The 26,627-nt window shown below is 61.0% G+C and carries 26 protein-coding genes; 10 read left to right on the forward strand and 16 right to left on the reverse strand.

The features are described from left to right. Positions 1-6: 6 nt before the first annotated feature. The 3 genes from QF092_RS00435 to dctP form a co-directional block, all read right to left on the reverse strand. On the reverse strand, positions 7-1,308 hold the full coding sequence (locus QF092_RS00435; protein WP_281466533.1) for a TRAP transporter large permease: 1,302 nt from the start codon (positions 1,306-1,308) through the stop codon (positions 7-9). A gap of 3 nt (positions 1,309-1,311) precedes the next feature. Then, positions 1,312-1,830, reverse strand: a complete 519-nt coding sequence (locus QF092_RS00440; protein WP_281466535.1) for a TRAP transporter small permease — start codon at positions 1,828-1,830, stop codon at positions 1,312-1,314. Positions 1,831-1,892: 62 nt separating this feature from the next. Then, positions 1,893-2,879 carry a TRAP transporter substrate-binding protein DctP gene (dctP, locus tag QF092_RS00445; protein WP_281466537.1) on the reverse strand — a complete coding sequence of 329 codons (987 nt, stop codon included), beginning with the start codon at positions 2,877-2,879 and terminating at the stop codon, positions 1,893-1,895. A 120-nt stretch (positions 2,880-2,999) separates the two neighbouring features. On the opposite strand from dctP, the gene QF092_RS00450 reads away from it, so the two are divergent. The 3 genes from QF092_RS00450 (at position 3,000) to QF092_RS00460 (ending at position 6,011) form a co-directional block, all read left to right on the forward strand. Continuing rightward, positions 3,000-3,665 (forward strand): TetR/AcrR family transcriptional regulator, encoded by a 666-nt coding sequence (locus QF092_RS00450; RefSeq protein ID WP_281466540.1) that lies wholly within the window; start codon positions 3,000-3,002, stop codon positions 3,663-3,665. 547 nt (positions 3,666-4,212) lie between these two features. Then, entirely contained in the window at positions 4,213-5,487 is a 1,275-nt protein-coding gene (locus tag QF092_RS00455; protein WP_281466542.1) for a phage minor head protein, read from the forward strand. Further along, positions 5,484-6,011 (forward strand): hypothetical protein, encoded by a 528-nt coding sequence (locus QF092_RS00460; RefSeq protein WP_281466544.1) that lies wholly within the window; start codon positions 5,484-5,486, stop codon positions 6,009-6,011. Before QF092_RS00455 ends, QF092_RS00460 begins: the two co-directional genes overlap by 4 nt. 201 nt (positions 6,012-6,212) lie before the next feature. On the opposite strand, the gene QF092_RS00465 is transcribed toward QF092_RS00460, so the two are convergent. From QF092_RS00465 to QF092_RS00510, 10 genes are all read right to left on the reverse strand, one after another. Beyond that, a complete protein-coding gene (locus QF092_RS00465; protein ID WP_281466546.1) occupies positions 6,213-7,118 on the reverse strand; it encodes an ABC transporter permease in 906 nt (301 codons plus the stop codon). After that, the gene (locus tag QF092_RS00470; RefSeq protein ID WP_281466548.1) at positions 7,115-8,194 is read right to left on the reverse strand and encodes an ABC transporter permease; all 1,080 of its coding nucleotides are present in this window, start codon (positions 8,192-8,194) and stop codon (positions 7,115-7,117) included. Before QF092_RS00470 ends, QF092_RS00465 begins: the two co-directional genes overlap by 4 nt. Further along, positions 8,191-9,702, reverse strand: coding sequence for an ABC transporter ATP-binding protein (locus QF092_RS00475; protein ID WP_281466550.1), 1,512 nt, complete (start codon positions 9,700-9,702; stop codon positions 8,191-8,193). Before QF092_RS00475 ends, QF092_RS00470 begins: the two co-directional genes overlap by 4 nt. Positions 9,703-9,711: 9 nt before the next feature. Continuing rightward, positions 9,712-10,806, reverse strand: a complete 1,095-nt coding sequence (locus QF092_RS00480; protein WP_281466552.1) for a BMP family ABC transporter substrate-binding protein — start codon at positions 10,804-10,806, stop codon at positions 9,712-9,714. A gap of 31 nt (positions 10,807-10,837) precedes the next feature. Further along, complete coding sequence (locus tag QF092_RS00485; RefSeq protein ID WP_281466554.1) at positions 10,838-12,208, reverse strand: amidohydrolase; 1,371 nt, start codon at positions 12,206-12,208, stop codon at positions 10,838-10,840. Positions 12,209-12,211: 3 nt separating this feature from the next. Next, positions 12,212-12,865, reverse strand: a complete 654-nt coding sequence (locus QF092_RS00490; RefSeq protein ID WP_281466556.1) for a glutathione S-transferase family protein — start codon at positions 12,863-12,865, stop codon at positions 12,212-12,214. After that, positions 12,862-13,704: an aromatic ring-hydroxylating dioxygenase subunit alpha gene (locus tag QF092_RS00495; protein WP_281466558.1), complete on the reverse strand. Its 843-nt coding sequence runs from the start codon at positions 13,702-13,704 to the stop codon at positions 12,862-12,864. The genes QF092_RS00490 and QF092_RS00495 overlap by 4 nt, the downstream gene beginning before the upstream one ends. Next, positions 13,701-14,324: a Rieske 2Fe-2S domain-containing protein gene (locus QF092_RS00500; protein ID WP_281466560.1), complete on the reverse strand. Its 624-nt coding sequence runs from the start codon at positions 14,322-14,324 to the stop codon at positions 13,701-13,703. Before QF092_RS00500 ends, QF092_RS00495 begins: the two co-directional genes overlap by 4 nt. A gap of 162 nt (positions 14,325-14,486) precedes the next feature. Next, positions 14,487-14,732, reverse strand: a complete 246-nt coding sequence (locus QF092_RS00505; RefSeq protein ID WP_281466562.1) for an acylphosphatase — start codon at positions 14,730-14,732, stop codon at positions 14,487-14,489. A 155-nt stretch (positions 14,733-14,887) separates the two neighbouring features. After that, on the reverse strand, positions 14,888-15,700 hold the full coding sequence (locus QF092_RS00510) for an ABC transporter permease (protein WP_281466564.1): 813 nt from the start codon (positions 15,698-15,700) through the stop codon (positions 14,888-14,890). 44 nt (positions 15,701-15,744) lie between these two features. Here QF092_RS00510 and QF092_RS00515 point away from each other — a divergent pair, with 44 nt between their 5' ends. Further along, on the forward strand, positions 15,745-17,817 hold the full coding sequence (locus QF092_RS00515) for a 4Fe-4S binding protein (RefSeq protein ID WP_281466566.1): 2,073 nt from the start codon (positions 15,745-15,747) through the stop codon (positions 17,815-17,817). After that, positions 17,814-18,671 (forward strand): FAD:protein FMN transferase, encoded by an 858-nt coding sequence (locus QF092_RS00520; protein WP_281466568.1) that lies wholly within the window; start codon positions 17,814-17,816, stop codon positions 18,669-18,671. Before QF092_RS00515 ends, QF092_RS00520 begins: the two co-directional genes overlap by 4 nt. Here QF092_RS00520 and QF092_RS00525 read toward each other — a convergent pair. Both QF092_RS00525 and pedF read right to left on the reverse strand, forming a co-directional pair. Beyond that, positions 18,668-19,600 (reverse strand): substrate-binding periplasmic protein, encoded by a 933-nt coding sequence (locus QF092_RS00525; RefSeq protein WP_281466570.1) that lies wholly within the window; start codon positions 19,598-19,600, stop codon positions 18,668-18,670. The genes QF092_RS00520 and QF092_RS00525 overlap by 4 nt on opposite strands. 2 nt (positions 19,601-19,602) lie before the next feature. Further along, the gene (gene pedF, locus QF092_RS00530; protein ID WP_281466572.1) at positions 19,603-20,304 is read right to left on the reverse strand and encodes a cytochrome c-550 PedF; all 702 of its coding nucleotides are present in this window, start codon (positions 20,302-20,304) and stop codon (positions 19,603-19,605) included. 162 nt (positions 20,305-20,466) lie between these two features. Here pedF and QF092_RS00535 point away from each other — a divergent pair, with 162 nt between their 5' ends. Genes QF092_RS00535 through QF092_RS00555 form a run of 5 tightly spaced genes read left to right on the forward strand, consistent with a single transcriptional unit; the run spans position 20,467 to position 24,573 of the window. After that, entirely contained in the window at positions 20,467-21,636 is a 1,170-nt protein-coding gene (locus QF092_RS00535; RefSeq protein WP_281466574.1) for an ABC transporter substrate-binding protein, read from the forward strand. An 11-nt stretch (positions 21,637-21,647) separates the two neighbouring features. Further along, the gene (locus QF092_RS00540; RefSeq protein ID WP_281470114.1) at positions 21,648-22,601 is read left to right on the forward strand and encodes a YVTN family beta-propeller repeat protein; all 954 of its coding nucleotides are present in this window, start codon (positions 21,648-21,650) and stop codon (positions 22,599-22,601) included. An 18-nt stretch (positions 22,602-22,619) separates the two neighbouring features. Then, positions 22,620-23,069, forward strand: coding sequence for a hypothetical protein (locus QF092_RS00545; protein ID WP_281466576.1), 450 nt, complete (start codon positions 22,620-22,622; stop codon positions 23,067-23,069). After that, complete coding sequence (locus QF092_RS00550; protein WP_281466578.1) at positions 23,066-23,788, forward strand: ABC transporter ATP-binding protein; 723 nt, start codon at positions 23,066-23,068, stop codon at positions 23,786-23,788. The genes QF092_RS00545 and QF092_RS00550 overlap by 4 nt, the downstream gene beginning before the upstream one ends. Further along, positions 23,785-24,573 carry an ABC transporter permease gene (locus QF092_RS00555; RefSeq protein ID WP_281466580.1) on the forward strand — a complete coding sequence of 263 codons (789 nt, stop codon included), beginning with the start codon at positions 23,785-23,787 and terminating at the stop codon, positions 24,571-24,573. Before QF092_RS00550 ends, QF092_RS00555 begins: the two co-directional genes overlap by 4 nt. Before the next feature lie 224 nt (positions 24,574-24,797). Here QF092_RS00555 and QF092_RS00560 read toward each other — a convergent pair whose 3' ends face one another. Next, on the reverse strand, positions 24,798-26,564 hold the full coding sequence (locus QF092_RS00560) for a PQQ-dependent methanol/ethanol family dehydrogenase (RefSeq protein ID WP_281466582.1): 1,767 nt from the start codon (positions 26,562-26,564) through the stop codon (positions 24,798-24,800). Between the last annotated feature and the right edge of the window lie 63 nt (positions 26,565-26,627).

The following is a 26,627-nucleotide window of genomic DNA, read 5'->3' on the forward strand; positions in this document are numbered from 1 at the left end:
AGCCCTTCAGAAGCCGAGAAGGCGCGGAAGGAATAACGAGAGCTCTGGCACGAAGGTGACCAGCAACATCACCGGCAAAGCGACGAAGGCAATCAGTTGCAACGCTGGTACGACGGCATAATGGATCGACACTTTGCCAATCCGGCAGGCCATGTAGAGGATTGGTGCGACCGGCGGGCTGTTGGCACCGATGACCACAGAGCAGGCCACAATCGAAGCGTAGTGGATCGGGTCAACCCCATGCGAAACCACCAGCGGCATCATCAACGGGGCGATCACAACGGTTACTGAAAGGTCGTCCATAATCATGCCGACAAAGATCAGAAAGGCATTGACCAGAAGCAGTATCAAAATCGTGTTGTCGGTGACTTTTGTGGCTGCTTCGGTCAGGTCCTGCGGCACGCCTTCGGCGACCATGATCCGGCCAATCATGAAAGAAAACAGCAGGATCAGGATGATGGTTCCGGTCGTCTCGCCGGCCTCGAGCAGGCTTTGACGGAAGCGCGCCAAGGTCAAATCGCGATAGATGAAAAAGCCGATCAGTATGGCCATGAACAACGCCACGGCAGCTGCCTCGGTAGGGGTGAAGATGCCGCCATAGATGCCGCCCAAAATGATGAGCGGCATCATCAGAGCCGGCAGGGCGCTCAGCGTTAGCCGCGACGCGCTGTCGCCACTTCTTTGCCGCTGCAGGGCCGCGGTGCGTTCGGGCGTATCCTTCAGCAATCGCCGGGTGATGATCTTGTTGAAGATCATCAAGCCCAGCATCAGCAGAAGGCCTGGAACGACGGTTGCCGCGAAAAGCGCGGTGATTGATTGTTTGGTAACCACCCCGAACAGGATCAGCGTGATCGAGGGCGGGATCAGGATGCCTAGCAAGGACGACATGCCAAGCAGCGCCGAACTATAGCCGCGCGGATAGCCGCGTTCGGTCAGTGGGTCGATCATGATCGTGCCGATCGATGCAACCGCCGCAGTCGCGGTGCCAGAAATCGCACCAAAGACGCCGGAGGTCGCGATCATTGCGCCGCCCATGCCGCCCTTGCGACCACGCAAGACCAACGCCATGAAGCGGATCAAACGCTCGGCCACGCCGCCCGATTGCATCAGGTAACCGGCCAACACAAAGAGCGGCAGCGCCAGCAGGATGACAGAGTCGAGTGAGCGGAACCCCTGCAATAGCAGGGTCGTCGTGTTCACGTCATAGGCCCAGACCAGAAACATCAGCACCCCGGCAAAGGACCATGCGACCGGAACGCCAAAGATCATCAACGCCATTAGAAGTCCGATTGCATATATCGCTTCCATGGCTCAGAGCTCCCCGGCTTCGCGCGAGGAGATGCCCAGAACGACCCTGGCGGCGATGACCAGATCGCGAAAGGCGTAGATGATGAATAGCGCAGACGCCAAAACGATGGCCGACTGTGGGATCATCAGCGGTAGGCTGAGCGCGGCTGTCGTTTGCGGTCGGGCAATCGACCAGTCCACCATGTCACGAGCTAGGCCCATGAAAAACAGGCTAAGGACCACCATGATGATCGACACGGCCAGATCATGCAGGGCCTTGGCGCGCGGGGTCGGCAACGCCTGGGACAGAAAGTCGACCACGAGATGTTGCCGGTTGCGCGCAGCAATCACCGCCCCGCACATGTAAAGCCACATCGCCGATAGGGTTGCCAATTCCAGCACCCCCACGACCGACCAGCCAAGGACGAAGCGGGCCAGCACCAGAAACAGGATCAGGACCGTCACCGCCAGATTGGTCATGATGACCACAAGGCCCATCGCCCACATGATAGCCCCGTCGAGCCGATGAAATAGCGCAGTCATCGGGTGCTCTCCCTTCAATGAAAAAGGGCCACCCCAACCAGAGGGGCAGCCCGGGGAAGCGATCAGTTCGCGTTGGCGCGGATCAGGTCCATGATCTCTTTGCCGACGTCCGGCTCCATCTGAGTCCAGACTTCGGCGCGCACCTTTGCGGCGATCGGGGCGATCTGTTCGTCGGTCAGTTCGAAATATTCCATGCCCCCGGCGACAGCCAGATCGACGTATTTCTGGTCGGTCGCCTGTGCGTCAGTGAACTGCTTGGTCATTTCGGCAACAGCGGCATCCTCGATCAACTTCTGGTGGTCGGGTGACAGTTCGTTGTAGCTCTCCAGATTGGCCAACAGGTTGCCTGTCACAAAGGTGTGCTTGGTGCGGACATAGTAATCCAGCACGTCGCGGAAGTATTCGTAATCCCAGTAGATCACGTTGCCCGCGTCGCCATCGACGACCCCGGTCTGGATCGAGGTGTAGACCTCGCCCCAATCAATCGCGGCGGTCTGGTAGCCCATCGATTCCAGGATTTGCGGGAAGGGGAACAAGGGCGGCGTGCGCACCTTAATATTTGAAGCACCGGCAAGATCGGTAGCATAGGCACCACGGGTCGCGACCCCGCTGAACCCTTCGGGCCAAGCCCCGAAGTACTTCAGCCCGATGTCGTTGAATACGACGTTCAGCGCGCCGTTTACCCACCCACCTGGCTTGTAAGCCTCGAAGGCTTCGTCCCACGACGTCACCATATAGGGCGTGTTCAGGATGCCGATCCGCTTGTCATAGGATGTCGACGGCCAAGAAAGCATCAGGTCAACTTCACCGGCCACAAACAGGTCAAACACCTCCAACTGGCCGCCAAGTTCGTTTTGGAAGAAGACGCGGGTCTTGATCTCGCCATTTGAGCCCTCTTCGATGGCCTTTGCCCAGTTCGCAATAGCTTGCCCCGATGGCGACTCGCGATCGCCCGAGTCAGTTGCGATCTTCAGTTCGATCTCGGCAAGCGCGGGTAAGGCCATCAGACCCAACGCAAGTGCCGAAGTTGAAAGGAATTTTCCAAGCATTCTTCGCCTCCTTGTTGTGCTTGGGTCAATCTGACCCCTACAACATAACGTTTGTTATGTTGCAAGATAACGTATGTTATGCTCTTCCTCTGTCAACAAAAATCTCTATGAAACCTCAGTATGACCAAGGGTGATACGAGAAAGCCGGAACGAGAGCTGGAACAGCGGGTCCTGATCCGGCAAGACTGGATTTCGGCTGCGCGACAGGTGCTGATCGACAAAGGAGTAGGTGGCATTAAGCTGCGCGCTCTGTCCGAGTCGCTTGGTGCAACGACGGGTGCCTTCTACTGGCAGTACCGTAACCTAGAAGAGCTTTTAGAGGATGTCCGTCAGGACTGGGCAGAACGGAACACCGTGCCTTTCACCCGCGCCATCTCGGAGGCCGGACCTTCGGGCATGCACCAGTACATCGCTTACGTGCGCACACTTGTCCTTGGGGGAGAGTTCAATCCGCGCTACGACAACGCCATCCGGGACTGGGCGCACGGCGACAAGCGAACCGCGGATGTGCTGCGTGAGATCGAAGTCTTCCGCATCAACCAACTGCGCGGCGTTTTCGCGGCCTTGGGTTTCGAGGGCCACGAAGCACTTATCCGGGCCCGCGTCACCTACTTCCACCAGGCCGGTTACAATGCGATGCAGATCACTGAGACGCTGGAAGAGCGCCTTCTGAACATCCCCTACTATGCCGAGATACTGACGGATCGCGCACAACTTCGCTCACTGAAGACCGCCGAAGAAGTGCGGGCGTTTCTCCTTGCTCCAACTGCTCTGGAACATGAATAAAGCCGTTAAATTGCCCGATCGCTACGCGGAACATTTAGCGGAAACGCTCCACCAAATCAAAGCCTTAAGATCAGTTCAACGACTTTGCGAAGCCGCCTGGTAGCGGGCTGCTTCAAGGTCAGATCCGCCATTCGGCATTGCAAGTAAAGCCTTGGCGATGAACGACCGCTTTCCGCCCAGTCCGTCACTTCGCAACGGAGTCTGACGCTACGCAACCCGCTAAGCTCCGCGCCAGCCCTCGTTGTCCAACCCGCCTAAACATGCAAACCTCAAACCCGGAGCTACGCTGACAGCGGATGAATGTAGGTTCCTGTTACTTGCCTATTCAATGAAACTCGCGTGGTACAATATGTGGTATGTTGCAGTTATCTTATTAGTAAAACGACGTAATAACAATGAGTAGCGAGGAAAGTTATGCAGACACCTCCTCCGCCATCCGAACGCCCCCCAAATCCAACCTTCGCTCCACGCAACGGAGCGGTCGCAGGGTTTATGCAACCTTAATCCTAGCCCGATACTGCTACTGGGGAACGACACGGAGGAACCGATGCGGCACGAAAGCAAGTTTGCGGCCTGGATCAGGTCAGGCGGCAACAGCGTTTTCGTCTTGCCGCTTGGTTCGGATAGGGCACCGGACGGCAAGTTCTCGGTTGTCCCCGACAGGCTGCTGGACAGCATCATCGACGATGCGCTGGCCACAAGCCTTGCCCGATTGAATGGCTTTCTCCCCGCAGGTGTAAGCATTGACATCACATCAGTCGACCTCACCGCGATCAGGGATCAGCTGCGCAGCTCAGTTGCGGATCGGCTGACCGAAACCGGTGTTGCAGTCAATGCCAACGATCCAGTCATCAACGCGATCCTCGCGCGGTACGTGGAAGCGCTGAGCGGCTTTTTCCAGAGAGACGCGCTCCGACTCGAAAACTATGTTTGGCGCAGTGCGGACGACAGGCGCGTTCGCGCCGCCCATGCTGCAAACGACGATCAAGTATTCGCATGGTCAGCACCACCTGCAGGTGGTCATTCTGGCCAGGATTGGAACTGCCGATGCACGGCGGAGCCTCTCCTTGATCCCCAAGCCATTCCTGAAGGCGCGGTCTGCAATATTCTGAGTGCTGACAGACTGTCAGTGGTGTTTCCTGAAGCGCCGGAGAACAAGCTCGCCGAGATCGCAAAAGAGTTGGACCTTCGCGTCGTTTCCGGGCAGCTAGATACAAGAGAACGTCTGGTTCACTTCCTCGCGCAGATGCGCCAAGAAGCCGGAAGCAGTGCTCGACTTGTGGAAGGCTTCAACTACAGTGTGCGCGGGCTGATCGCGACCTACCGCTACTTCAGGGAAAATCCTGACGACGCAGAACGGTTCGGACGCACCGAGGGACATCCCGCCGACCAAGTTTCGATTGCAAACTTGGCGCTCGCCAATCGAAACGGCAATGGTGACGCTGCCAGTGGTGACGGCTGGACCTTTCGCGGCCGTGGGCTTTTTCAACCGACAGGCCGCGCCAACTATCGGGAGTTCACTGTCTGGCACGAGAACAATCTTGGCGGCGGTATCGACTTCGAAGCCGACCCGGACCGCGCTGCCGAACCCGTTTATGCCGTCAGGTCGGCAGTGTTCTTTTGGCTTGAACGCGGCCTTGCAGCATTTGCAGACCAAGGGCTCACCGACAACGCTACAGATGCGATAACGGAGCGCGTCAACCGTGACACCGACAGCTATGGAGAGCGACGGCAACACATGGCTTCGATCCGAGATGTTGGACAATTTGACGGCATCTGCCGCTTCTCCGTTTCCCGCCCAAGGTTCGAGGACGCGAAATGAGAAGGACGCTCCTGACGATTTTCGCATGGGCAGTTTCCTCTTTCGCCGTCGCCGCTCAAGAGGTGGTCTACCGCTCAACACTGGCCGAACAATCTGTCGAGACCGCTGACCTTCTGATCGTACTGGAACCGGTCGATGAGGATGTCCGCTTTGCGATCACGTTGCACAACAAGCAAACCGGTTTGGAGCGCCAGTACGAGTTCGATGGTGAAGGTGCCAGCGATCCCCGCCCGTTTCAGCTAGCCTCAATGCGTTACTGCGGTTCTCCGGTTGTCCTGCTGACGGTTGAATACCCTTGGCGCCATGAGCTTCCGCAGTACGTTCGAGCTTTAGAAACCTTTGCGTTCCATTCTTCGGATTTTGCCTTCATCGACAAGACATTTGGGCCGCTCACGGACATCGCTATACTGGACAGTCAGGACCACGGCGGCGAAGATTTTGGGATGCAACCACCGGTCCTCGTTCAATGTCTCTCTGATCCCGCCGCTCTCCCATTTGTGTTTTCAATGAAAGCAAAGGATTAGGGCCGCATTGGGGTGGAGAAGGTTGGGCCGCAGACCCATCCCCTCCGCCATTTACTTATGAATTATAAGGGTTTCCGTCAGAATTGGCTGAAGCCACCATGACCTGCCAGCGGTCTTTCATCCAAGTGCGACCGGAGCCTTATGCCACAGGCCAGGCTCACATTGCAGCCGGAGGAAAAATCCCGTGTGAGGTCTGCGTTCTCAGAACGGCTCGCCCAGCGATGCCACACCGTTCACTTTCAGCAGGCGTTTGTTGGATGCGATGATCCCAAGGACGACGATCGTGACGATATAGGGCAGGCTGGACAAGAGTTGCGAGGGGATGGCCCAGCCTTCAGTCTGCGCTACGAGGCTGGCCAGAGATACGGCCCCGAACAGAAGCGCGCCAAAGAAGATGCGCCCCGTAAGCCACGTCCCGAACACCACAAGCGCAAGCGCGATCCAGCCGCGCCCTGCGATCATCCCGTCTGCCCAAAGGGGGGTGTAGACGGTCGAAGCATAGGCCCCTGCCACGCCCGCCATCGCCCCGCCAAAGGCCACGGCGCCGTAGCGAATGGCTAGGACAGGATAACCGATGGCGCGCGCGGCATGCGGATTTTCCCCGACCGCCCGCAGGACCAGCCCGAGTTTCGAAAACCGGAACATCCCCCAGATTGCCGCTGTCGCCAGAAGCGAGAGCCAGACCACGATATCCTGCACGAAGAGCCCGCCAAGAACGGGCAGGTCAGACAGCCCCGGCACCGCCCATTTGGCAAGGCCGGTGATCGTCAGGCTTTCGTAGCTTTTGCCGATCAGGGAGGACAGTCCCTGACCCAATATCCCAACGGCCAGCCCGGCGGCGACCTGATTGGCCTTCACGCCAAGGGCCAAAAGCCCAAAGATCAAAGACAGCGCCAGACCGGCCAGAGCCGCGGCCATGAAGGCCAGCATGTGACCGCCGCCGTGATAGACGATGATGAAGGCAATCACGGCCCCCAACGCCATGATCCCTTCGAGCCCGAGGTTCAAAACCCCGGTCCGTTCCACCACCAATTCGCCAAGCGCTGCCAAGAGAAATGGCGTTGCTGCAGCAAGCATGCCTGCAAGGATGAAGGAAAGCCCGCTCATGCCCCGCCTCCCTGCGCTGTGCGGCCCCAGTCGATGCGGAACCTCACAAAGGTCACCGCAGCCAGATAGCAAACCAGAAGCGTCCCTTGGAACACCCGCACCGCCGCCACAGGAAGATCGGCTGACACCATCGCATTGTCGCCGCCGATATAAAGCACTGCCATCAGAAGTGAGGAGGCCACGATCCCCAGCGGATGCAGGCCGCCCAGATAGGCCACGATGATTGCGGCATAGCCATAGCCTGTCGAGATCGAGCGTTGGAGTTGGCCGATCGGACCTGCCACCTCGGCCGCGCCGGCAAGTCCAGCTGCGAAACCGCCGATCAAAAGCGAAAGCCAGATCGCCCGCGATTCAGAGAAACCGGCATAGCCAGCCGCCCTTGGTGCCAGCCCGCCGACGAGGAATTGATAACCGCCAAAGCTGCGCTGCATATAGGCCCAAGCCAGCACCGCTGACAGCAGTGCGAGCAGCAGCGAGACATTGACCCGCGTGCCAGGGATCAGGATTGGGATCATCGCATCGTACTGGAACATCACCGATTGGGGGAAATTGAACCCCATCGGGTCCTTCCAAGGGCCGAGCAGCAGATAGTTCAAAACCTGAATGGCGATCAGGCTCATCATCAAGGTGACAAGGATTTCATTCGCGTTCAGCCGCACGCGCCAAAAGGCAGGAACGACGGCCCATAGGGCCCCGCCCAAGGCCCCAAGGACAAGCATGGCAGGCCATATCCATCCCCCCGTTGCCTGTGGGAAATAGACCGGAATGGCCGAGGCGAAGATGGCGCCGAGGATGAATTGCCCTTCGGCCCCGATATTGAAGACCTTGGCACGAAACCCAATGGCAAGCCCCTGCGCGATCAACAGCAGTGGTCCGGTCTTGAGCAAGACTTCGGAAAAGCCCGACCAGCTGAGGAAGGGTTCCAAAAGCATGGCGTGAAAGACTGCAAACGGGTCTTTGCCCATCGCAAGGAAGATCATCAGGTTAAGGACCATGGCCGTGAGCAGGGCCAACAGCGGGGCCAGAATGGCCATCCGGGTCGATGCCTTTTCGCGTCGGATCAGTCGAAAGGTCATGCCGCCACCCCATCGCTGCCGATCATCAGGCGACCCACGTCTTCGGCGCGGGTGATGCGGGCGTCGAGTGACGCGGATAGCCGACCCTTATGCATGACTTGGATGCGGTCGCAGACTTCGAACAGTTCTTCCAGTTCTTCAGAGATGATAAGCACCGCCACGCCGTCGTTGCGCAGGTCGATCAGCCTTTGCCGAATTGCAGCCGCCGCCCCTACATCGACCCCCCATGTCGGTTGCGCGACGAAGAGGAGTTTCGGGCCAAGCGAAATCTCGCGCCCCATGATGAACTTTTGCAGGTTGCCTCCTGAAAGGGAGCCTGCCTCGGCATCCGGTCCGGGTGTGCGCACGTCGAAGTCGCGGATGCAAGCTGCGGTAAATTCCGCCTCGCGCCCGCGGTCGATGAAACCGTGGCGCAGCATGCCCAGACGATGGGCGGTCAGTAGGCTGTTGTCCGACAGCGTCATTTCCGGCACCGCGCCGCGGCCCAGCCGTTCTTCGGGCACGAAGGCAAAACCCAAGGCCCGCCGCGCGCCGGGGTCCATGTGGCCCACGCCTTGGCCGAGCATGCGTATCTCGTCGCGACGGCTGCGGGGCAGGCGCGCCTCGCCCGAAATCAGTCGCGACAGTTCCGCCTGCCCATTGCCCGAAATGCCTGCAATTCCCAGCACCTCGCCCGCACGAAGCGACAGGCTGATGCCGTGCAGGGCGACGCCGAAAGGATCGTCGGGCTGATGGTCCAACCCCGACAATTCCAGACGCACCTCGCCGGGTGTTACCTGGGCGGGGTGGAGCGGGGGCGGCATGTCGCGCCCGATCATCATGCGGGCAAGGTCATGGGCATCGTGGTTGCGGGGATCGACATTCCCTGTCACGCGGCCTGCCCGCAGGATGGTTGCGCGGTCGCAGATGGCTTGAATCTCGTCCAGCTTGTGCGAGATGAAAAGGATCGACACCCCACTGTCACGTAGGCGGCGCAGCGTGTCGAACAGAAGCCCCACGGCCTGCGGCGGCAAGACGGAAGTGGGTTCGTCAAGGATCAGAAGGCGCGGTTCCGTCATGAGGCAGCGGATGATCTCTACGCGCTGCAATTCACCGACGGAGAGGGCATGGACTTCGGCGAAAGGGTCAACCTCTAGGCCAAAGTCGCGGCCCAGATCGCGGATGCGCGTGGCCAGCGCCGCCTTTTTGCCCGGCACGATAAGCGAGATATTTTCAACCACCGTCAGGGTTTCAAAGAGCGAGAAATGCTGAAACACCATGCCGATGCCAAGTCGGCGTGCCTCGCCCGGTGAGTGAAGCTGCACGGGGGCGCCGTTCCAGAACACCTCGCCCGCATCGGGTGCCTCGACCCCGTAGATAAGCTTCATCAGCGTGGATTTGCCCGCGCCGTTTTCGCCAAGGATCGCGTGGATGGAGTTGGGGGCCACGTCCAGATCGATGGCCTGATTGGCCTTGACCGGACCGTAGCCCTTGGTCATCCCCCGCAAAGACAAAAGCGGCGCGGACATCTGTTGCGCTTATTGCGGAAGAGGCGTGACGACGCCCTTCACATGCCAGTCCATCGCAACGATTTCGCCATCGCCAAGGGAGACGCCTGCCGCGACACCTTCGCTGTCATCGGCTTTGGTGATCGGGCCAGTGAAGGGGGTGAAGCTGCCATCGGCGATCTTTGCTTCGGCTTCAGTGATTTTGGCCATGATGTCGGCGGGGATGTCGGGCGACCAGTCCACCACTTCGACCACCTGATCGGCCACGCCGAGGAAGGCGTTTGCCCCGACGAAATTGCCCGCCAGGTGCGCGTCGACCGATGCCTTGAAGAACGGCGACCAATCGGTGGCCACGCAGCCCAGATATTTGGTCGGGGCATAGGATTTCATCGAGGAGTTCAGGTTGAAGGCGTAGATGCCCGCCTCTTCGCAAGCGGCGATGACGGAGGGGGTGTCCTGCGCGTTCGAGAAGATCACGTCGCAACCTTGCGCGATCAGCGCCTTGGCGGCCTCTTGTTCCTTGGCGGGGTCGAACCATGTGTTCACCCAGACGACGGAGACTTCCACATCGGGGTTCACCGCCTGTGCCCCCAGCGTGAAGGCATTGACCGAGGTGATCAATTCCGGGATCGCGAAGGCCGAAACGGAGCCGAGCTTGCCCGTCTTGGACAGTGCCGCCGCTGCCATGCCGAGCAGGTAGGTGCCTTGGAAATACTTTGCCGCGAAGGGCGAGAAGTTGGGGGCCACCATGAAGCCCGAGGCATGCAGCACCGTCACGGACGGGTCACGCTTTGCGATCTGCATCGCGCCGTTCTGATAGCCAAAGGACCCGGCGATCAGGAACTTGTTCCCGTCGGCCACCGCCTTGTTCATGATGCGGTCGGCATCCGGCCCTTCAGCGATGTTTTCCAACAGCGTGATCTTCACCGCATCGCCATAGGCGGCCTTGACCGGGTCAAGCCCCGCAGCGAGCGTATGCGACCAGCCCACATCGCCAAGCGGCGAAGGCAGCACGAGGGCGATGCCAAGCGGTTCTTGCGCATTTGCCCCCCGCGCCCCAACCGCCGCCGCGATAGCGGCAAGGGCCGAGGTCTGAAGGAAGGTCCGTCTTGCGATCGTGTTCATCTGTCTCTCCTGTTGGTCGGTTCTCATTGTGTCAGAATTCTATGGTGGACAACGTGGCCTCGGCCTCGGCGGCCATTTGCGCCTCGTCCAGACCGGGGAATTCGCCCTTGGCCCAGACGATGCGGCCATTGATCATGGTCAGGTCCACGGGGCTGCCCACCCCCACCTTGGCGATCAGGCTGGCAGGGTCGTGGCGGGTGCCTACGTAATCCATCCGCCGGGTGTCGATGGCGAAAAGGTCCGCGGCCATGCCCACGGCCAGCCGTCCGATATCCGTCCGGCCCAGAAGCGACGCGCCGCCCGTCGTGGCATAGGCAAGGAAGGCGCGCGGGTCAGGCACGGGATGCGTCCGGCGCGAGGCCACGAGGCATTGGAGCATATAGGCCGAATGGACGCAGTGCATGAGGTTCGAATTGTCGTTCGATGCCGCCCCATCGCAGCCAAGCCCGATGCGGACGCCATGTGCCGCCATGGCGGGGATATCGGTCACTTCGGCGCCCACCAGATAGACGGGTTCAGGGCAATGGGCGACGCCCGTGCCGCTGGCGGCAAGCTGGCGCAGTTCGGCGTCGGTCAATTCCCAGCAATGGGCGTAGAAGGTGTCGGGGCCGACGAAGCCGATCTTTTCCAGATAGTCCACGGTTCGCATACCGTGACGGGCCTTGATGACCTCACTCTCGCCTTCGCCCACATGGCTGTGAAGAAGGACGCCCCGGTCACGGGCAAGGGCCACCGACTCGGTGAAGGTGTCGATATAGCAATTGACGGGCTGGCAGGGTGACACCACCACCTGCCGCATGCTGAACTGACCTCTGTCGTGATAGGTGTCGATCAGCCGGGCGCAATCGGCGATGAATTCATCCGTGGTTTCCAGCATCTCATCCGGGATCGTGGATCCTTCGGACTTTGGCAGGGTGTTTCCGCCGCGACCGGCATGAAAGCGGATGCCGATCTTTTCCGCGGCCTCGAATTGCCGATCTACGATCCGTTTTCCGGCATGGCGGGGGAAGTTGTATTGATGGTCAAAGGCCGTTGTGCAGCCGTGTTTGACCAGTTCCGCCATCGCGGTGAGGGAGGAGTGATAGAAGCAATCCTCGGTCAGGCGTGAGAAGATGGGATAGATCAGATCCAGCCATTCGATCACCGACAGCTTGGTCCAATCAAGTTCGGCGCGATTGCGCACGAAAGTCTGGAAGAAATGATGATGCGTGTTCACCAGACCGGGGTAAAGGAACCAGCCCCGCGCATCGATCACCTCGACCCCCTCAGGGGCGGCAAGGCCCTTGCCGATTGCGGTGATCGCCGCGCCTTCGATCAGCAGGTCCGTATCGCGCGGGACGCCGTCGGCCGTGCCTGCATCGGTGACGATTGCTGCGCAGTTCCTGAACAGATAGCCCGCCATCGCCTATTCCCCTTTGCCTGTCGGTTCCGGTTTCAGATCGTGCAGGCGGTGGATACCCGGCATTTCGATGAAACCGGGCAAGGCGCGTAGCCTGCGCGTCCATAGGCGGATCGATGGATAGGGGTCGACGCTGATGCCACCATCGGGGGCCAGCATCGCATGCGGGAAACAGGCGATATCGGCCAAGGTCGGGCGATTGCCGGCCAGAAAGTGCGCGTCCCTTAGGCCCTGTTCTACCAGAGATTCTTCGATTTCGCGCAGGCATTGAATACCGGCGGCGCGGCAGGCGTCGATATCGGCGGGCTTTTGAAGCATGTCATGGGTGCGTGCCTTGCCGATGCTGGCCGAAAGGCGCTGCGCGAATGCCAGCCATTGCGCCACGCGCGCGCGCATCACGGCATCATCATCGCCCAGCCATTCTGGCCCCGCCTTCGCCGCAACATAGGTAAGGATGGCCGATGAGTCGGTCAGGATCAGGCCTCCATCCTGCATCACAGGAATGGTGCCTGCCGGATTTAGCATCAGGAATTCGGGCTTGCGATGTTCCGCGCCGGGGTGGAAATCAACCGGCCGCAGGGTGATATTTGCCCCGGTCAGCGCCGCCAGCAGCCGCACCTTGTAGCAATCGGGGCTAAGCACATAGTCGTAAAGGATCATGCCGCCACCAGTTGCGCGCCATAGGTGTAGCCGCGCCTTTTCAGCCAACGCCGATAGGCGATGGATGTGAGATCGGCACGTGTCGGAATTTCCATCCCCGGATCCAGCGGCAGAAGGCGCGGGAGTTGGTTTTCAAGGATCGACCTGTCCTGAAGAAAGATCGTCTGCTGAAAGTGGATCAAGTCGGTCATGGAGGTGGTGTCGTCAAACAGCGCCATCCAAGGCCAGACCTCGCAGGTTTCTTCATCCAGAGGCTGGACGAATAGCGTGATCACGTCCCATTCGCCCGGGCGGGGCGGGCAGGTCTTGTAAAGAATGGATACGGTCGGCGCAGGCACGCGATACATGTATTGGGTGGTGATCCCGCCGGAGGCGGATTTGGCGGCCTGCGGTTGGTAGAAATGCACCTTGGTGGCCCAAACCTCATCCACTTCGTCGCGGATCTCGACGTCATAGCGACCCACCTCGGTATGTGGTTCTGCGCCAAGAATATCCGTATGGACAAAGGGGAAATGCGCGATGTCGAGGAAGTTTTCCACGGCGCGTAAAGGGGAACATTTCACGCGGACCAGCCCAACGTCGACAAGGCGGCGACCCGGCTGATCGGCTTCGGGTATGTCAAAAAGTTCACGTGCAGGCGTGCCAGGGCATGCCCAGACATGGCCATAGCGCAGGCGGGTCGGAAGTTTGCGCCCGTCAGCGCCGGTCACTTCGGGCTGATCGCCGGCCCAAGCGACACGGATCGCCTCGCCCAGAAGGCGCGTCTCGCGCCCGGTTGCCGGCAATTGGCTGGCAAGGGCAACGGGATACCATTCGTCATGGATCGGATCGCCGCTCATGCTGCCAGTCCTTCGCTTTCGGCTTGCCTGCGCAGGGCCTCAATCCTTCGGGAAACGGTAATCCGCGCTTCAGGCGGCGCATCGGCAGTCAGCACATGCAGGACAGAGCGCTTGGGTGTGACCGGATGCAGGACGACCGTCACCTCCACATCGGCCAAGGTGCCGCGCAGCACCTCTGTCCCGGTCAATCCAGAGAGGGCGGCCAGGGTCTTGGCCGATGCCTCGACGGTAAGGGACCGCAAGGGCATGAGGGTACCGAGGTCGGGGGGCGGCGTCTGTGGATCAGAGAGAGCGACCCAGATCAGACCGCCTGCCTCGGCCACTGCATGGATCGGCACGCGGATCGTTTCGGGGGGCTCAAGATCGGGATGGGCGGGGATGCGCAGACAGGTGCCGCTGCTTCCATAGCTCCAGCCGTGATAGATGCAGGACAGCGCCTCGCCCCGGACAAAACCGTGCGACAGGCGCATGCCGCGATGAGGGCAACGATCCGCCCAAGCAGCCAAGCGCCCCGTTGCGCTGCGCCATAGAGCAAGGTCTTGCCCGTCAACCGTTACGGGCATCACGACAAGCGGCGGCAGATCCTGCGCCAATGCTACTGGCTTCCACGTCGTGGACATCACGCCACCCACCCCCATCTGCGCCGACGTTAGATTCCGCAGTCCTTCTATGTCATCGGAAGGCAGGGGCGGTGCAGTGCTATGAACAGTAAATGGATCGCGTGCTTAAAGCCTAGACATTTTTGCCCAAAAAAATGGCGCAAAAGGAGTGGGGCTGATGTCTTAGGCCGCGCGGTTCAGCGGGCTGCGCTCAATCGACTCAACCCAAGATTCGATCGGACCCAGAGAAACACCCATTTCCAGCGCGTCGATCAGGTCCGATGGGCCAGCGACATGGAGTTCCGCCTGCATCGCCTCTGTCGTGCCGAAACCACCCGTCAAGCCAAGCTTTGCCATATGGCGCAAAACCCATGGCACGAAAGTCGCGGCCCCGAGGTCACCCCGTATGATGAAGCGTTCGGAAGGCATCCGCCTCTCCTTTGCCTTTGCGCAGCCCTTAGGATGACCGAGTAGGTGGAAGGTGCAAGCCCAGATGAGGGGGGGTGCTATACCGAGATGGATCTTGGGCCCATTGCAGCCAGCGCGTGTCTCTTGCGCCCCTGAGGCGAGATCACGCAGTCCGGTCACCGCCGCCAGCGGTTCGCCCGGCGTTCGGCGGGTTGGATCAGGGCGAGGTCAATCACCAGCATCACGGCCACAAAGGCCAGTGCATAGACAAGGACGCCGCTGATATCGAAAAGCTGGAATTTCAGATGAATCTGAAAGCCTATACCGTTTGAGCGGCCAAGAAATTCCACCACCAAAACGATTTTCCAGATCACCGCAAGACCAGCACGGGCGCTGACGGCGAAGAAGGGGGCCAGTTGTGGCAAGACGATATGGCGCAGGCGTTGTGCGGGAGGTAGGGCGAAGGCGCGCGCAAGGTCGTCCAGTTCGGGTGCAAGCGCGCGGGCGCCTTCGCGCATGGTCACCAAGACCATCGCTGTCTTGTTCAAGGTGACCGCCGCGATGGCCGCGACCTCATTCAGACCGATCCAGAGATAACACAGCACGATCAGAACCAGCGCGGGCAGGTTGAGAAAGATCAGAACCCAAGGGTCGAGCCAGCGATTGAGCCGGGGCATCCGCCCCAAAGTTACCCCTAGAATGGTGCCGATCACCATGGCCAAGCCGAAGGCTAGCGCCACGCGGAGGAGCGTGGCCCAGAGGTGGTGCAAAAGGCGGCCTGAGGAAAGTTCAGTCAGAAAATCGGCAAAGACGGTGGGAGGCGGGGGGAGTAGGCGCGGATCGGCCTTTGCCGCCGCGAGCGCCCACCAAAAGGCCACAAAACCCGCCAAGGAGGCGAGCAGGATCAGACGATCCCTAAATGTGGGTGCAGCAGGCGGCGACATGGCGACAGAATAGCGGATGACGAGGGGCGCGCGCGCTGCGACCATGGTCCAATTCCATGGTCCGGAGCCACGGGCGTAGGGTTCGGCCCATGCGCTTTGTGGTGATGATCCTGTTCTGGCTAAGTTCGGCGGTGGCCCTTGCTGCGGCACCCTTGTCGCGTGCCGAAGTGGAGGGGTTCATCATCCCGCCTTACGCGCTGGGCGATCCGGTGAATGACCAAGGGGTTTGGAGCCTTTTGAATTCCGGCGGTGCCGAGGCGGGATATGTGTTCGAGACGGGGCCACTGGCCCCGTTGCCGGGCTTTTCCGGTGCGCCGATCGATATGCTGGTGATGCTGGATCTGGAAGGCCGCTTCATCGAGGTGCGGCTGATTTCGCATAACGAGCCGATCTTTGTGTCAGGTCTGGGCGAGGCGCCGTTCCGCAAGTTTCTGGAACAATATCGGGGCCTGTCGATCAACACGCTGATGGTGGTGGGCGTGCCTTATGGCGAAGGCGCGGGCGGCAATGGGGTGACCTATCTGGACGGGGTTCAGAAAGCCACTGCATCTGTGCGTATCGCTCATGAAAGCATTCTCGCCGCCACGTTGGCTGTGGCGCGCGAAAAGATGCAGGGTGTGCATTCGGCCCCTCCCGCCCATCCCGACCCCGACCATGACGAGGCGCTGGATTGGGCGGCATTGGTGGAGCAGGGCATCGCGCGGAACCTGAAGGTCAGCAATGCCGAGGTGGACGGTGCTTTCGCGGGCACGGTCTGGGCCGATGACGATGCTGAGGCGGCAGCCGACCCAGAGGGAACGTTTCTTGACCTGTGGCTGGTTGATATCGGTCCGCCGTCGATCGCGCGCGCCGTGCTGGACGACGAGGCGGAGGCCGAGTTGGCCCGCTTCCTGCGTCTGTCACCGGATGCCGAACCGCTCTTGGTGATCGAGGCAGGCCGGCACGGGTTGGTGACGGCCGATTTCGTGCGCAACACCGCGCCGGACCTGCTCGGGGCCATGCAGGACGGTCTGCCGATGGAATTGCGCGATGCCGACATGATCTTTGCCACGGAACCGGACGTACCCGAAGGCGTGGCGATGATTTTGCGCGTGGATCGGCGGTTGGGGTTCGATCCCGCGCGGGATTGGGATTTGCAGGTCAAGGCGCTCCGGGCGCATGGCATGTTCCAGCCGGAGATCGGCAGTGCGACATTCACCCTGACCCATGCCACGCCCGAGCGGTTCTTTGTTCGGGCCGAGGTGGCGGCCGCACTGCCTGCATGGCTTGAGGCGTTGCGGGGCCGGATGTGGGACCTTGTGGCACTGGTGCTGGCCCTGCCTGTGTTGCTGCTCGCGCTGGGGCCGGGGATGGATCGGTTGGCGGGGCATCCGCAATTCGGGGCGATCCGGCTGGCGGTTCTGGCGGGGGTAACGGGTTTTATAGGATGGTGGGGGCAGGGGCAGTTGTCCATCGTGACGCCGCTGGCCGTTCTGCGGACGGCGCTGGAGGGCGGGTCTTTCGCCTATCTGCTTTATGATCCCTTCTCGCTGGTCATCTGGGTAGTGGCCATCCTTGGCTTTGTGCTGTGGGGGCGCGGGTTGTTCTGTGGCTGGCTCTGCCCGTTTGGCGCGTTGCAGGAGTTTGCGCACAAGCTGGGCCGTCTGTTTCGGCTGCCGGTGTGGGAGCCTTCGGCGCGTTGGGACGGGCGGTTGAAGGGGCTGAAATACGTACTGCTGGCTGGATTGGTGGCGACGGTCTTCGTGGCACCCGATCGGGTGGATGCCGTCGCCGAGGTGGAGCCCTTCAAGACCGCCATCACCACCTATTTCCTGCGGGATGCGGTCTTTGTCATCTATGCGGCCTTCTGGCTGATCCTTGGCACAATCACGTTCAAGGGGTTTTGCCGCTGGGTCTGCCCCTTGGGGGCGCTGATGGCGATTGGCGGACTGCTGCGCGGCCGGGATTGGATCGCACGGCGGGCTGAATGCGGGTCGCCCTGTCACTTGTGCAAGGTGCGATGCAAGTACGGCGCAATCGCGGCAGATGGGAAGGTGGGATATTCGGAATGTTTCCAATGCCTTGACTGCGTGACGATCCATAATGATGCGCAGACCTGCGTGCCGCTTGTTCTGGCAGCACGCGGGCGGAGGCTGGCTGCTAAGGCGGAGGCGGGCGCATGATCAAGCGACGGCGGTTCCTGCAGGTTTTGGCGGCGGCGGTGGTTGTCGGGCCATGGCGGCCTGCCGCGGCGGCGGAATGGTGCGGCGTGGCGCTGGGCGCAGATGTTGCGGTGCGCCTGACCGGACCGGGGGCCGATGCGGCGCTGGCCGACCTGCCGGGGATGCTGGCGCGGATCGAGGCGACATTCTCGCTTTATGCGCCATCGGAATTGCGGCGCATCAACGCGGCGGGTGGTGGGAAGCCGTCAGATTGGATGGCGCGGGCTCTGGCCGTATGCGACCTTGTGCATGGGCTAAGTGGGGGGCTTTTTGACCCGACGGTGCAGCCCTTGTGGCGCGCACTCGCCGAGGGGGGCGATGTGGGCGAGGCCAGCGCGTTGATCGGCTGGGACCGTGTCGCGCGGCGTCCCGGCGACGTGCGGCTTGAGGTGGGTCAAGCGCTGACGCTCAACGGTATGGCGCAGGGGTTCGCAGCCGATCTGGTGCGCGACTGGCTGGCGGCGCGGGGCTTTGCGCAAGCGATGGTGGATATGGGCGAGATGGCCGCGCTGGGCGGGCCGTTCCGGCTGGGGTTGGACGATCTGGGTGATGTGACGCTGCGCGGGACGGCGCTGGCGGTCAGTCAGCCGGGGGCAATGCAGGTGGGGGGGCAGGCGCATATTCTGCATCCGGCGGGCGGCGTTCCGCGTTGGGACGTGGTTGCGGTGGAGGCAGAAACTGCGGCCATCGCCGATGCCCTGTCCACGGCGCTGGCCTTGGCCGATGTCGAACAGGCCAAGGCAATACGGTCGGCAGCACCCGGCGTGCGCCGCGTTTGGCTGGGCGACAGGGCAGGGGGGATCAGCCTGATCTAGCGATCCGGTGGGCCGAAGGTCAGGCCATAAACAGCATAGGCCTCCGCAATCCGCCCATCGGCCAAGGCCGCTGCAATCGCATCATCAAGGGTATAAGCAAGGTCGCGGTGGCTTGTATGTATTGCTATGCCGACCGTCCAGCGTGCCCGGGCAAAGCCCGGTAGCGGAGGCTGATGCACGGCAACGCCGTCGGTCGCGCTAAACTGCAATTGCGCACGCGGGCCCATGGCTGCCATGGTTTCTCCGGCCGATAGGGCCTCCATAGCCTGTGCCATGGACTTGAAGCGGTGGATGCTGTCGCCGATCTGACCGCCGGGGAAGGAGGTCAGATAGAAGTCGGCTATCGAGTCATTCTCGACCGCCACGGTATCGAAGCGGAAATAGGCCGGGACGGGCGCGCCTTCGTGGCGCGGGTCATCGCCTTCCACGGCATCCGGATAGGCATCGCGGCGATAGGCGATGGCGATTTCCTCGGCGGCATATTGGCCGGTGAAGACCACCTGTTCCACAAGGCAAGTGAATTCGCTGTCATAGGGGACACGCATCATCACATTCGACACAGGTTCTTTCTGCACCGTACCGCGCCAGATATAGGCCATGAGGTCGGTCTGAAGATTTTCCCCTGCCTGCACGAAACGGTACTCTGGCGTGACGCCAAGTGCCTCGGCAAGGATGCGGCCAACCTCAACATCCACGCCGCGCGGGGTATCGCCATCCAGCCAGCTATAGGGAGGAAAGTCGTCGTAAACCGCAATGTTCAGGCTGCCACGATCGATGATTTCGTCCATCGTCTGGCCGACGAATTCGCGGGTGGTGTTCTGCGGTTTGGGGCCGGGGGCCACGTTCTCGCAGCGCGCAAAAACAGGGAGCGCGGCGAGGGACAAAGCCCCCGCCGCCAGCGCGGCCAAAAGTGCAGACCGCCGCTGCATGGTCAATGTGCTGCCGAAAGACCAATCGTCAGGGCATCGGCGGCGTGCTTGCTGCCTGTCTCCGACCCGTCAAGGACAAGTATAGCGCGCCGGACGGCACTGTCCGACACAGGGGCGCCGGAGGCCGTCTTTACCTCGGCTGAAATGCCCAGAAGTTCGGTCTTGAGGGCGTCGATGTCGCCGCTGCCTGCCGCCAGTTCGTCGCGGATCTGCACCAGCCGGTCGGCATGGCCGTCAAGCGCGCCATCTTCGGGGCGGGTTTCAATATAGGTGCGGATCGCCCATGCGGCCTTCTGGCCCAGCACTTCGCCAAAGGCGGGCATCTTGGTGGTGCCGTCCTGCGTGTAGCCGAACTGGAAGCGTTCCATGAACCATTCGTCGCCATATTCCGCAGCCTCAAGGAAGCGGAGGTCGGGTGCAAGGCCGCCAGACACAACGCCCAGACCATGGCACCGGGCGCAGTTTTGATTGTAGGCGCTATCGCCAATTTCCACGGCCTTGGCCCAAACCTCTTCTCCTGCCGCTTCGGCACGATAGGGGTTTTCGATCAGCCATTCCTCGCCCACATCAGGCAGAGCATCGGTGTTCACGGGTTGCGGGGCAACGTCGCCATGGGCGTTGGCCAACCCACCCCAGACGAGGCCAGCCACGAGGGCGAGGCCCGCTGCCGTCACGATGGGCATGCGAATGCGGGTATCGGTCATCTGTGGTCTCTCCTCCAACATCAGATTGGATAGGGGATAGCCTCCGACACCCCGGTGCCGCCATTCGACCATGGTGTGAAACGAGCCATCCCGACCCGCGACCATGGTCGTATTTTCACCGATCATCGCCTGACAAACACTTGCCGCAAGGGAGGCGGGTCTATGTTTCGCAGGTTTATCTTGTCCGGCATGATGCTGGTTGCTGCCGGGGCCGCACAGGCGGAATTGCCCGTGAACATCGCCTACCTTCGGGCCGAGGTCGATCTTCCCCCCGTGCTGTCCAATCTTGATCCGGTGCCCGAGGATCTGGGCCTCGCTGGCGCGGAACTCGCGCTGCGTGACAATATGACGACGGGCGGTTTTCTGGGGCATGTCTACGGGCTTTCCACGGTTTCCGTTCCTCCGGATGGGGACCTTGTTGCGGCGGCGCGTGCCGTTCTGGCCGATGCGCAATTGGTGCTTTTCGATGGCAGCGCGGAGCAGGCGCTGGCGGTGGCAGATTTGCCCGAGGCTGCAGGGGCGGTGATCTTTAACGTTGGCTCAGGCGCGGCTCGGCTGCGGTCAGAGGATTGCCGGGCCAATTTGCTGCACACCATTCCCGAAGATGCGGCGCGGACCGATGCGCTGATGCAGGTTCTGGTGGCCAAGCAGTGGACGGACCTTGCCATGATCGTTGGGCCGAAGGCCGAGGATCAGGCCTATGCCGAGGCGCTGCGAAGATCGGCGGCCAAGTTTGGGCTGACCATTGATGCCGAAAAGGCATGGACCTTCGACACCGATCTGCGCGAGTCAACCATGAGCGAGGTGCCGCGCTTCACGCAGGATTTTCCGGATCATGATGTGCTGCTGGTGGCGGACCCGACAGATGATTTTGGGCGCTATGTGATGCACAACACATGGCTTCCTCGCCCTGTGGCGGGAACGCATGGGCTGCACCCTGAAGGTTGGGCCTCGGTGATCGAGGCTTGGGGGGCGGTGCAGTTGCAAAACCGTTTTGAAGATAAAGCAGCACGGCCGATGCGGTCACGCGATTACGCGGCATGGGTGGCGATCCGCGCGATCGGTGAGGCAGTCACGCGCACCAATTCAGCTGACCCTGCGGTGTTGCGGGAATTCATGCTTTCAACGGATTTTCAACTGGACGGCTTCAAGGGGCGAGGCCTGAGTTTTCGGGCATGGAACGGGCAGTTACGGCAACCCATCGCCGTGGTGAATGACCGCGCTTTGGTGACACTCGCGCCGGTGGAGGGGTTCCTGCATCAGCGCAATGAGATGGACAGTCTTGGCCTTGATGCGTCTGAGAGCGCCTGCGCGGCCTTCGGAGGAGAGTGACGATGCGAAAGATGATGGCCGCCCTTCTGGCTGTGGCCTTGCTGCCTGCCGCCGCTTTGGCGGGCGAAGTTTGGGTGACCAATGAAAAGGACGACACAGTCAGCGTGATCGATATCGAGACGTTGGAGGTGATCAAGACCTATCCCACAGGGGAAAGGCCGCGTGGGGTGACTTTTTCAAAGGATTTCAAGCGGCTCTACATCTGCGCCAGTGACAGTGACACGGTGCAGGTGATGGACCCAGACACGGGCGAGATTTTGCATGATCTGCCATCGGGCGAGGATCCAGAGCAATTCGTGCTGCATCCCGATGATCGGCATCTTTACATCGCAAATGAAGATGACGCGGTTACCACCGTTGTGGATACCGAAACGCGGCGGGTTGTGGCGCAGATCAATGTCGGGATCGAACCCGAAGGTATGGCCGTCAGCCCGGATGGAAAGATCGCCATCACCACATCCGAGACGACCAATATGGCGCATTGGATCGACACTTCGACCCATGCGCTTTTTGCCAATACGCTGGTCGATAGCCGCCCGCGCCACGCCGAATTCACCGCAGATGGCACCCAGCTTTGGGTCAGTGCCGAGATCGGCGGCACGATCACCGTCTTTTCGGTGGCCGACCAAACCGAGATCGGCAAGGTACGCTTTGCCATGGATGGTGTGAACAAGGACCTGATCCAGCCCGTCGGTTTCCGGTTTTCCCCCGATGGGGCGAAGGTGTTTGTCGCCTTGGGGCCTTCGAATCATGTGGCGGTGGTGAATGCCGCCACGCTGGAGGTCGAGAAATACATCCTTGTCGGGCGGCGGGTCTGGCATATGGCCTTTTCGCCGGACAACAGCCTCTTGTTCACGACGAACGGGGTATCGGGCGATGTGACGGTGATCGACGTCGCGCGCGAAGAAGCGGTCAAGTCGATCAAGGTCGGGCGTTTTCCTTGGGGTGCGGCCGTTCGGCCCTGAGATATGGGAGGATTTAAGATGACAAGATTCATTGTGGCATGTCTGGCTGCCTTTGCGCTGGCTGTTCCTGCGATTGCGGAAGAAGATGATGATGAGGTCAGCCTTGGTCTGGCTGGCCTTCTGTCAGCGGGGAACAAGCAGGATTTACCGCCGATCATCCTGTCGGCGGGCGCGCCTTTGGCAGCAGCACCTTGGGTGCTGAAATCCGGCACCTATTATGAATTCGAGATCGAAGGGGATGGCAGTCAGGAATTGGGGCTGGTGGCCCCCGAATTCTTTCGGGCGATCTGGATCGACGAGATTGTGGTCGAAGGGCTAGAAATTCGTCCCCTGGGACTTGATTCGGTGGAATTCGATGAGGCTGGTACAATGGAGATCGGCTTCATCGCCATAAAGCCTGGCAGCTATGTGATGCGGGTGCCAGGAACGACGGGAGACAGCCAGAAGTTGGAGATCACCATAGAGTGACAAGCGGGCTTTCGATTGCAGGGGTCGGCTATCGCTATGGCCCGCGCGAGGCGCTGGTCGATATCGCATTGGAGGTTCCGGCGGGGCGCTTTTGCGCCCTGCTTGGCCCGAACGGGGCAGGGAAATCGACGCTTTTCGCGCTCCTGACACGGCTGTTCACGACACCGAGCGGGCGGATTGTTGTAGCAGGCCATGACCTTTCACAGGCCCCGCTTGCTGCGTTGGCGCGCATGGGCGTGGTGTTTCAGCAACCGACGCTGGATGCCGACCTGACGGTGCGGCGTAACCTTCTTTATTTCGCGGCTCTGCACGGGATTGATGGCCGCGAGGCGGAAAAGCGGGCCACCGAGGCACTGGATCGGCTGGGGATGGCAGAACGTGCTGGCGAAAAGGTGCGCGCGCTGAACGGCGGGCATCGGCGGCGGATGGAACTGGCGCGCGCGCTGATCCATCGGCCCGCGGTCCTGCTGTTGGACGAGCCGACCGTGGGCCTGGATGCCGCTTCCCGCGCTGCGATCACGGATCACGTCCATACTTTGGCGGCAGATGGGATGGCCGTTCTCTGGGCCACGCATCTGACCGATGAGGTGCGCGACGATGACGACCTGGCGATCTTGCATCGCGGCCGAATGCTGGCGCAGGGCAGGGCGGGCGATCTGCGCGGGGACCAACCTTTGCGCGAGATGTTCTTGAAGATGACGGCGGAGGGGGCCGCATGATCTGGCTGCGCGCCTTGGTGGCGATCCTTCACCGTGAAGCGTTGCGCTTTGTAGGTCAGCGTGGGCGATTGGTCGCGGCGCTGGTGCGTCCACTGGTCTGGCTGTTCATCTTTGCGGCGGGGTTCCGCGCGGCGCTGGGCCTGTCGATCATTCCGCCCTATCAGACCTATATCACCTACGAGACCTATATCGTGCCGGGCCTTCTAGGGATGATCTGCCTGTTCAACGGGATGCAATCCTCCTTATCGCTCGTTTATGACCGCGAGATGGGGTCGATGCGGCTTCTCTTGACCGCACCCTTGCCGCGTTGGTGGCTTTTGTTTTCCAAACTTCTCGCCGGGACACTGGTTTCGGTTCTGCAATGCTTGTTGTTTCTTGGCATTGCAGCGCTTTGGGGCGTGCGGCCGCCGGCTGTTGGCTATGTCGCAGTCCTTCCGGCGATTTTGTTGGCGGGGCTGATGCTGGGAGCGTTGGGGCTGATGCTGTCGTCGGTCATCCGGCAGTTGGAGAATTTCGCCGGCGTGATGAATTTCGTAATCTTCCCGATGTTCTTCCTGTCATCGGCACTTTATCCCCTGTGGAAGATGAAGGAAGGCAGCCCGTTTCTGGCGCAACTCTGCAGCTTCAACCCTTTCACCCATGCGGTAGAGGCAATCCGCTTTGCGCTTTACGGTCAGTTGAACTTGCCCGCACTGGGCTGGACGGTGCTTGCCTTTGCCATTTTCGCCGCGGCGGCGGTGCGGGGTTATGATCCCGCACGGGGGATGCAGGCGAAGAAGGCCTGAATGGGCGCAGGCACTCCGGTTAAACGGATTGCGCCGCTGTCTTTGCCTTGATCCGGGTTCTTTTCATTGTCTGTTGGAACCTATCCAAAGGGGGGCGCGGGGTGTGACCCCCCGTCTCCGACAGAAACCGCCCAACGCTCGGCCCAAATCTTCGTGCAGAAGGCAATGCAAAACGCGCCACCCTTGCGGGTGACGCGTCCTGCTTGCGTCCTGACCGGAGGGGGTCAGTCCGCCATGGCAAGCTGCTTAGGAAGCTTGAACGTCCAGACCATGCCACCTTGGTTGAGGTAGTTCACTTTCTTGGCGACCTCGCCACCCCAAAGCGGAACGGCACCGCCCCAGCCCGACACGACCGAGACATATTGTTCGCCATCCGCTTCCCACGTCACCGGTTGGCCGACGATGCCAGAACCGGTTTGGAAGGACCAGAGAACCTCGCCCGTGCTGTCATCGAGCGCCATGAACTCGCCCTCGGGCGTGCCGAAGAATACCAGACCGCCAGCGGTGGTCATCACGCCACCCCAGAGCGGGGCCTCGTTCTTGAATTCCCATTTCCATTCGCCGGTCATCGGGTCGATGGCCTTGAGCGAACCGATATGGTCTTCATAGTTCGGCTTGATGGTAAAGCCGGACCCAAGATAGGCGGCACCCTTCTTGTAGGTGACGGGTTCGTTCCAGATATCCATGCCCCATTCGTTCGAAGGAACATAGAACAGGCCCGTATTCTGGCTAAAGGCCATGGGCATCCAGTTCTTGCCCCCAAGGAAGGACGGCGAGGCGAAGACCATTTCGCCCTTCGCACCATCGGCGGCCTTGGACGGATCGCCGGGACGGTTTTCTTCGACGTAGATCGGCCGGCCGTTCTCATCGATGCCGGTGGCCCAGCTGATGTCCTTCACGAAGGGCCATGCATTCAGGAACTTCCCGTCCTCACGGTTCAGGACGTAGAAGAACCCATTGCGGTCGGCGGTGGCGAATTTCTTGTTGCCGTCCTTGTCGGTGAAGGCCACGACTTCGTTCACGCCGTCATAGTCCCAGCCTTCGCGGGGCGTGGTCTGGAAGTGCCATTTGATCTCGCCTGTCGCCGGATCGATGCCAAGGCGGCTGGCCGCATAAAGGTTGTCACCCACATTGCCGTCGGTCGGCGTGCCCGCATTGCGCAGGTGGCTGTTCCACGGGGCGGGGTTGCCTGCACCGAAGACAAGGGTGTTCGTCTCGATATCATAAGAACCGCCAAGCCAGGTAGCGCCGCCGCCCGTCTTCCACAAATCGCCCGGCCACGTTGCGTTTAGCGTGCCGGTCATGGTGGATTCCTGACCGTTCAGCGTGCCCATGTGGCCTTCGATCACCGGGCGGGTCCAGACCGTTTCGCCGGTAAGCGCGTCGCGGGCCTGCACTTCGCCCACGATGCCGAATTCGCCGCCGGAATTGCCAGTGATGACAAGACCGTTCACGATCAGCGGCGCAGCGGTGTAGCTGTAGCCTTCCTTGTAATCTGCGATCTTCTTGTTCCAGACCACATCGCCGGTCTTGAGGTTCAGCGCCACGATGCGGGCATCGAGTGTGCCGAAATAGATATTGTCGCCATAGATCGCGGCACCGCGGTTGATGACGTCGCAGCAGGGCAGGATGCCTTCGGGCAGGCGGGCGTCATACTGCCAGACTTCGCGGCCCGTCTTCAGGTCGACGGCATAGAGCCGCGAATAGGAAGCGGTCACATACATCATGCCGTCATGGATGAGCGGCTGGGTTTCCTGCCCGCGCTGCTTTTCGCCGCCGAAGCTGAAGGCCCAGACGGGCATCATGTTCTTGACGTTGTCCTTATTGATCGTGGCGAGCGGGCTGAAGCGCTGCAACTCACGGCCCATGCCGTTGGTCAGGACGTCGCCGGTGGACTGGGCATCATTGGCCAGATCCTCCTCGGTGACGCCTGCCATGACGGGCGATGCCGCCAAGAAGGCGGCCGTCACGGCCAGGATAAAGCGGTTCATCTGTTACCTCCCATAGGTGTCATGTGAGACCGACAGATCCGCCCCCTCCTGCGCATCAAAGGT

This window comes from Fuscovulum ytuae (assembly GCF_029953595.1).
GTDB lineage: Bacteria > Pseudomonadota > Alphaproteobacteria > Rhodobacterales > Rhodobacteraceae > Paragemmobacter > Paragemmobacter ytuae.

What these genes read in the sequence shown, in the direction of transcription:
- QF092_RS00490 (WP_281466556.1), bottom strand. Translation starts at nt 12,865, where the DNA reads ATGATCCTTTACGACTATGTGCTTAGCCCCGATTGCTACAAGGTGCGG.
- QF092_RS00535 (WP_281466574.1), top strand. Translation starts at nt 20,467, where the DNA reads ATGTTTCGCAGGTTTATCTTGTCCGGCATGATGCTGGTTGCTGCCGGG.
- QF092_RS00505 (WP_281466562.1), bottom strand. Translation starts at nt 14,732, where the DNA reads ATGCCTTCCGAACGCTTCATCATACGGGGTGACCTCGGGGCCGCGACT.
- QF092_RS00540 (WP_281470114.1), top strand. Translation starts at nt 21,648, where the DNA reads ATGATGGCCGCCCTTCTGGCTGTGGCCTTGCTGCCTGCCGCCGCTTTG.
- QF092_RS00465 (WP_281466546.1), bottom strand. Translation starts at nt 7,118, where the DNA reads ATGAGCGGGCTTTCCTTCATCCTTGCAGGCATGCTTGCTGCAGCAACG.
- QF092_RS00460 (WP_281466544.1), top strand. Translation starts at nt 5,484, where the DNA reads ATGAGAAGGACGCTCCTGACGATTTTCGCATGGGCAGTTTCCTCTTTC.
- QF092_RS00495 (WP_281466558.1), bottom strand. Translation starts at nt 13,704, where the DNA reads ATGAGCGGCGATCCGATCCATGACGAATGGTATCCCGTTGCCCTTGCC.
- QF092_RS00485 (WP_281466554.1), bottom strand. Translation starts at nt 12,208, where the DNA reads ATGGCGGGCTATCTGTTCAGGAACTGCGCAGCAATCGTCACCGATGCA.
- QF092_RS00555 (WP_281466580.1), top strand. Translation starts at nt 23,785, where the DNA reads ATGATCTGGCTGCGCGCCTTGGTGGCGATCCTTCACCGTGAAGCGTTG.
- QF092_RS00440 (WP_281466535.1), bottom strand. Translation starts at nt 1,830, where the DNA reads ATGACTGCGCTATTTCATCGGCTCGACGGGGCTATCATGTGGGCGATG.
- QF092_RS00500 (WP_281466560.1), bottom strand. Translation starts at nt 14,324, where the DNA reads ATGTCCACGACGTGGAAGCCAGTAGCATTGGCGCAGGATCTGCCGCCG.
- QF092_RS00480 (WP_281466552.1), bottom strand. Translation starts at nt 10,806, where the DNA reads ATGAACACGATCGCAAGACGGACCTTCCTTCAGACCTCGGCCCTTGCC.
- QF092_RS00515 (WP_281466566.1), top strand. Translation starts at nt 15,745, where the DNA reads ATGCGCTTTGTGGTGATGATCCTGTTCTGGCTAAGTTCGGCGGTGGCC.
- pedF (WP_281466572.1), bottom strand. Translation starts at nt 20,304, where the DNA reads ATGACCGATACCCGCATTCGCATGCCCATCGTGACGGCAGCGGGCCTC.
- QF092_RS00455 (WP_281466542.1), top strand. Translation starts at nt 4,213, where the DNA reads ATGCGGCACGAAAGCAAGTTTGCGGCCTGGATCAGGTCAGGCGGCAAC.
- QF092_RS00510 (WP_281466564.1), bottom strand. Translation starts at nt 15,700, where the DNA reads ATGGTCGCAGCGCGCGCGCCCCTCGTCATCCGCTATTCTGTCGCCATG.
- QF092_RS00475 (WP_281466550.1), bottom strand. Translation starts at nt 9,702, where the DNA reads ATGTCCGCGCCGCTTTTGTCTTTGCGGGGGATGACCAAGGGCTACGGT.
- QF092_RS00545 (WP_281466576.1), top strand. Translation starts at nt 22,620, where the DNA reads ATGACAAGATTCATTGTGGCATGTCTGGCTGCCTTTGCGCTGGCTGTT.
- QF092_RS00520 (WP_281466568.1), top strand. Translation starts at nt 17,814, where the DNA reads ATGATCAAGCGACGGCGGTTCCTGCAGGTTTTGGCGGCGGCGGTGGTT.
- QF092_RS00450 (WP_281466540.1), top strand. Translation starts at nt 3,000, where the DNA reads ATGACCAAGGGTGATACGAGAAAGCCGGAACGAGAGCTGGAACAGCGG.
- QF092_RS00560 (WP_281466582.1), bottom strand. Translation starts at nt 26,564, where the DNA reads ATGAACCGCTTTATCCTGGCCGTGACGGCCGCCTTCTTGGCGGCATCG.
- QF092_RS00525 (WP_281466570.1), bottom strand. Translation starts at nt 19,600, where the DNA reads ATGCAGCGGCGGTCTGCACTTTTGGCCGCGCTGGCGGCGGGGGCTTTG.
- QF092_RS00470 (WP_281466548.1), bottom strand. Translation starts at nt 8,194, where the DNA reads ATGACCTTTCGACTGATCCGACGCGAAAAGGCATCGACCCGGATGGCC.
- dctP (WP_281466537.1), bottom strand. Translation starts at nt 2,879, where the DNA reads ATGCTTGGAAAATTCCTTTCAACTTCGGCACTTGCGTTGGGTCTGATG.
- QF092_RS00435 (WP_281466533.1), bottom strand. Translation starts at nt 1,308, where the DNA reads ATGGAAGCGATATATGCAATCGGACTTCTAATGGCGTTGATGATCTTT.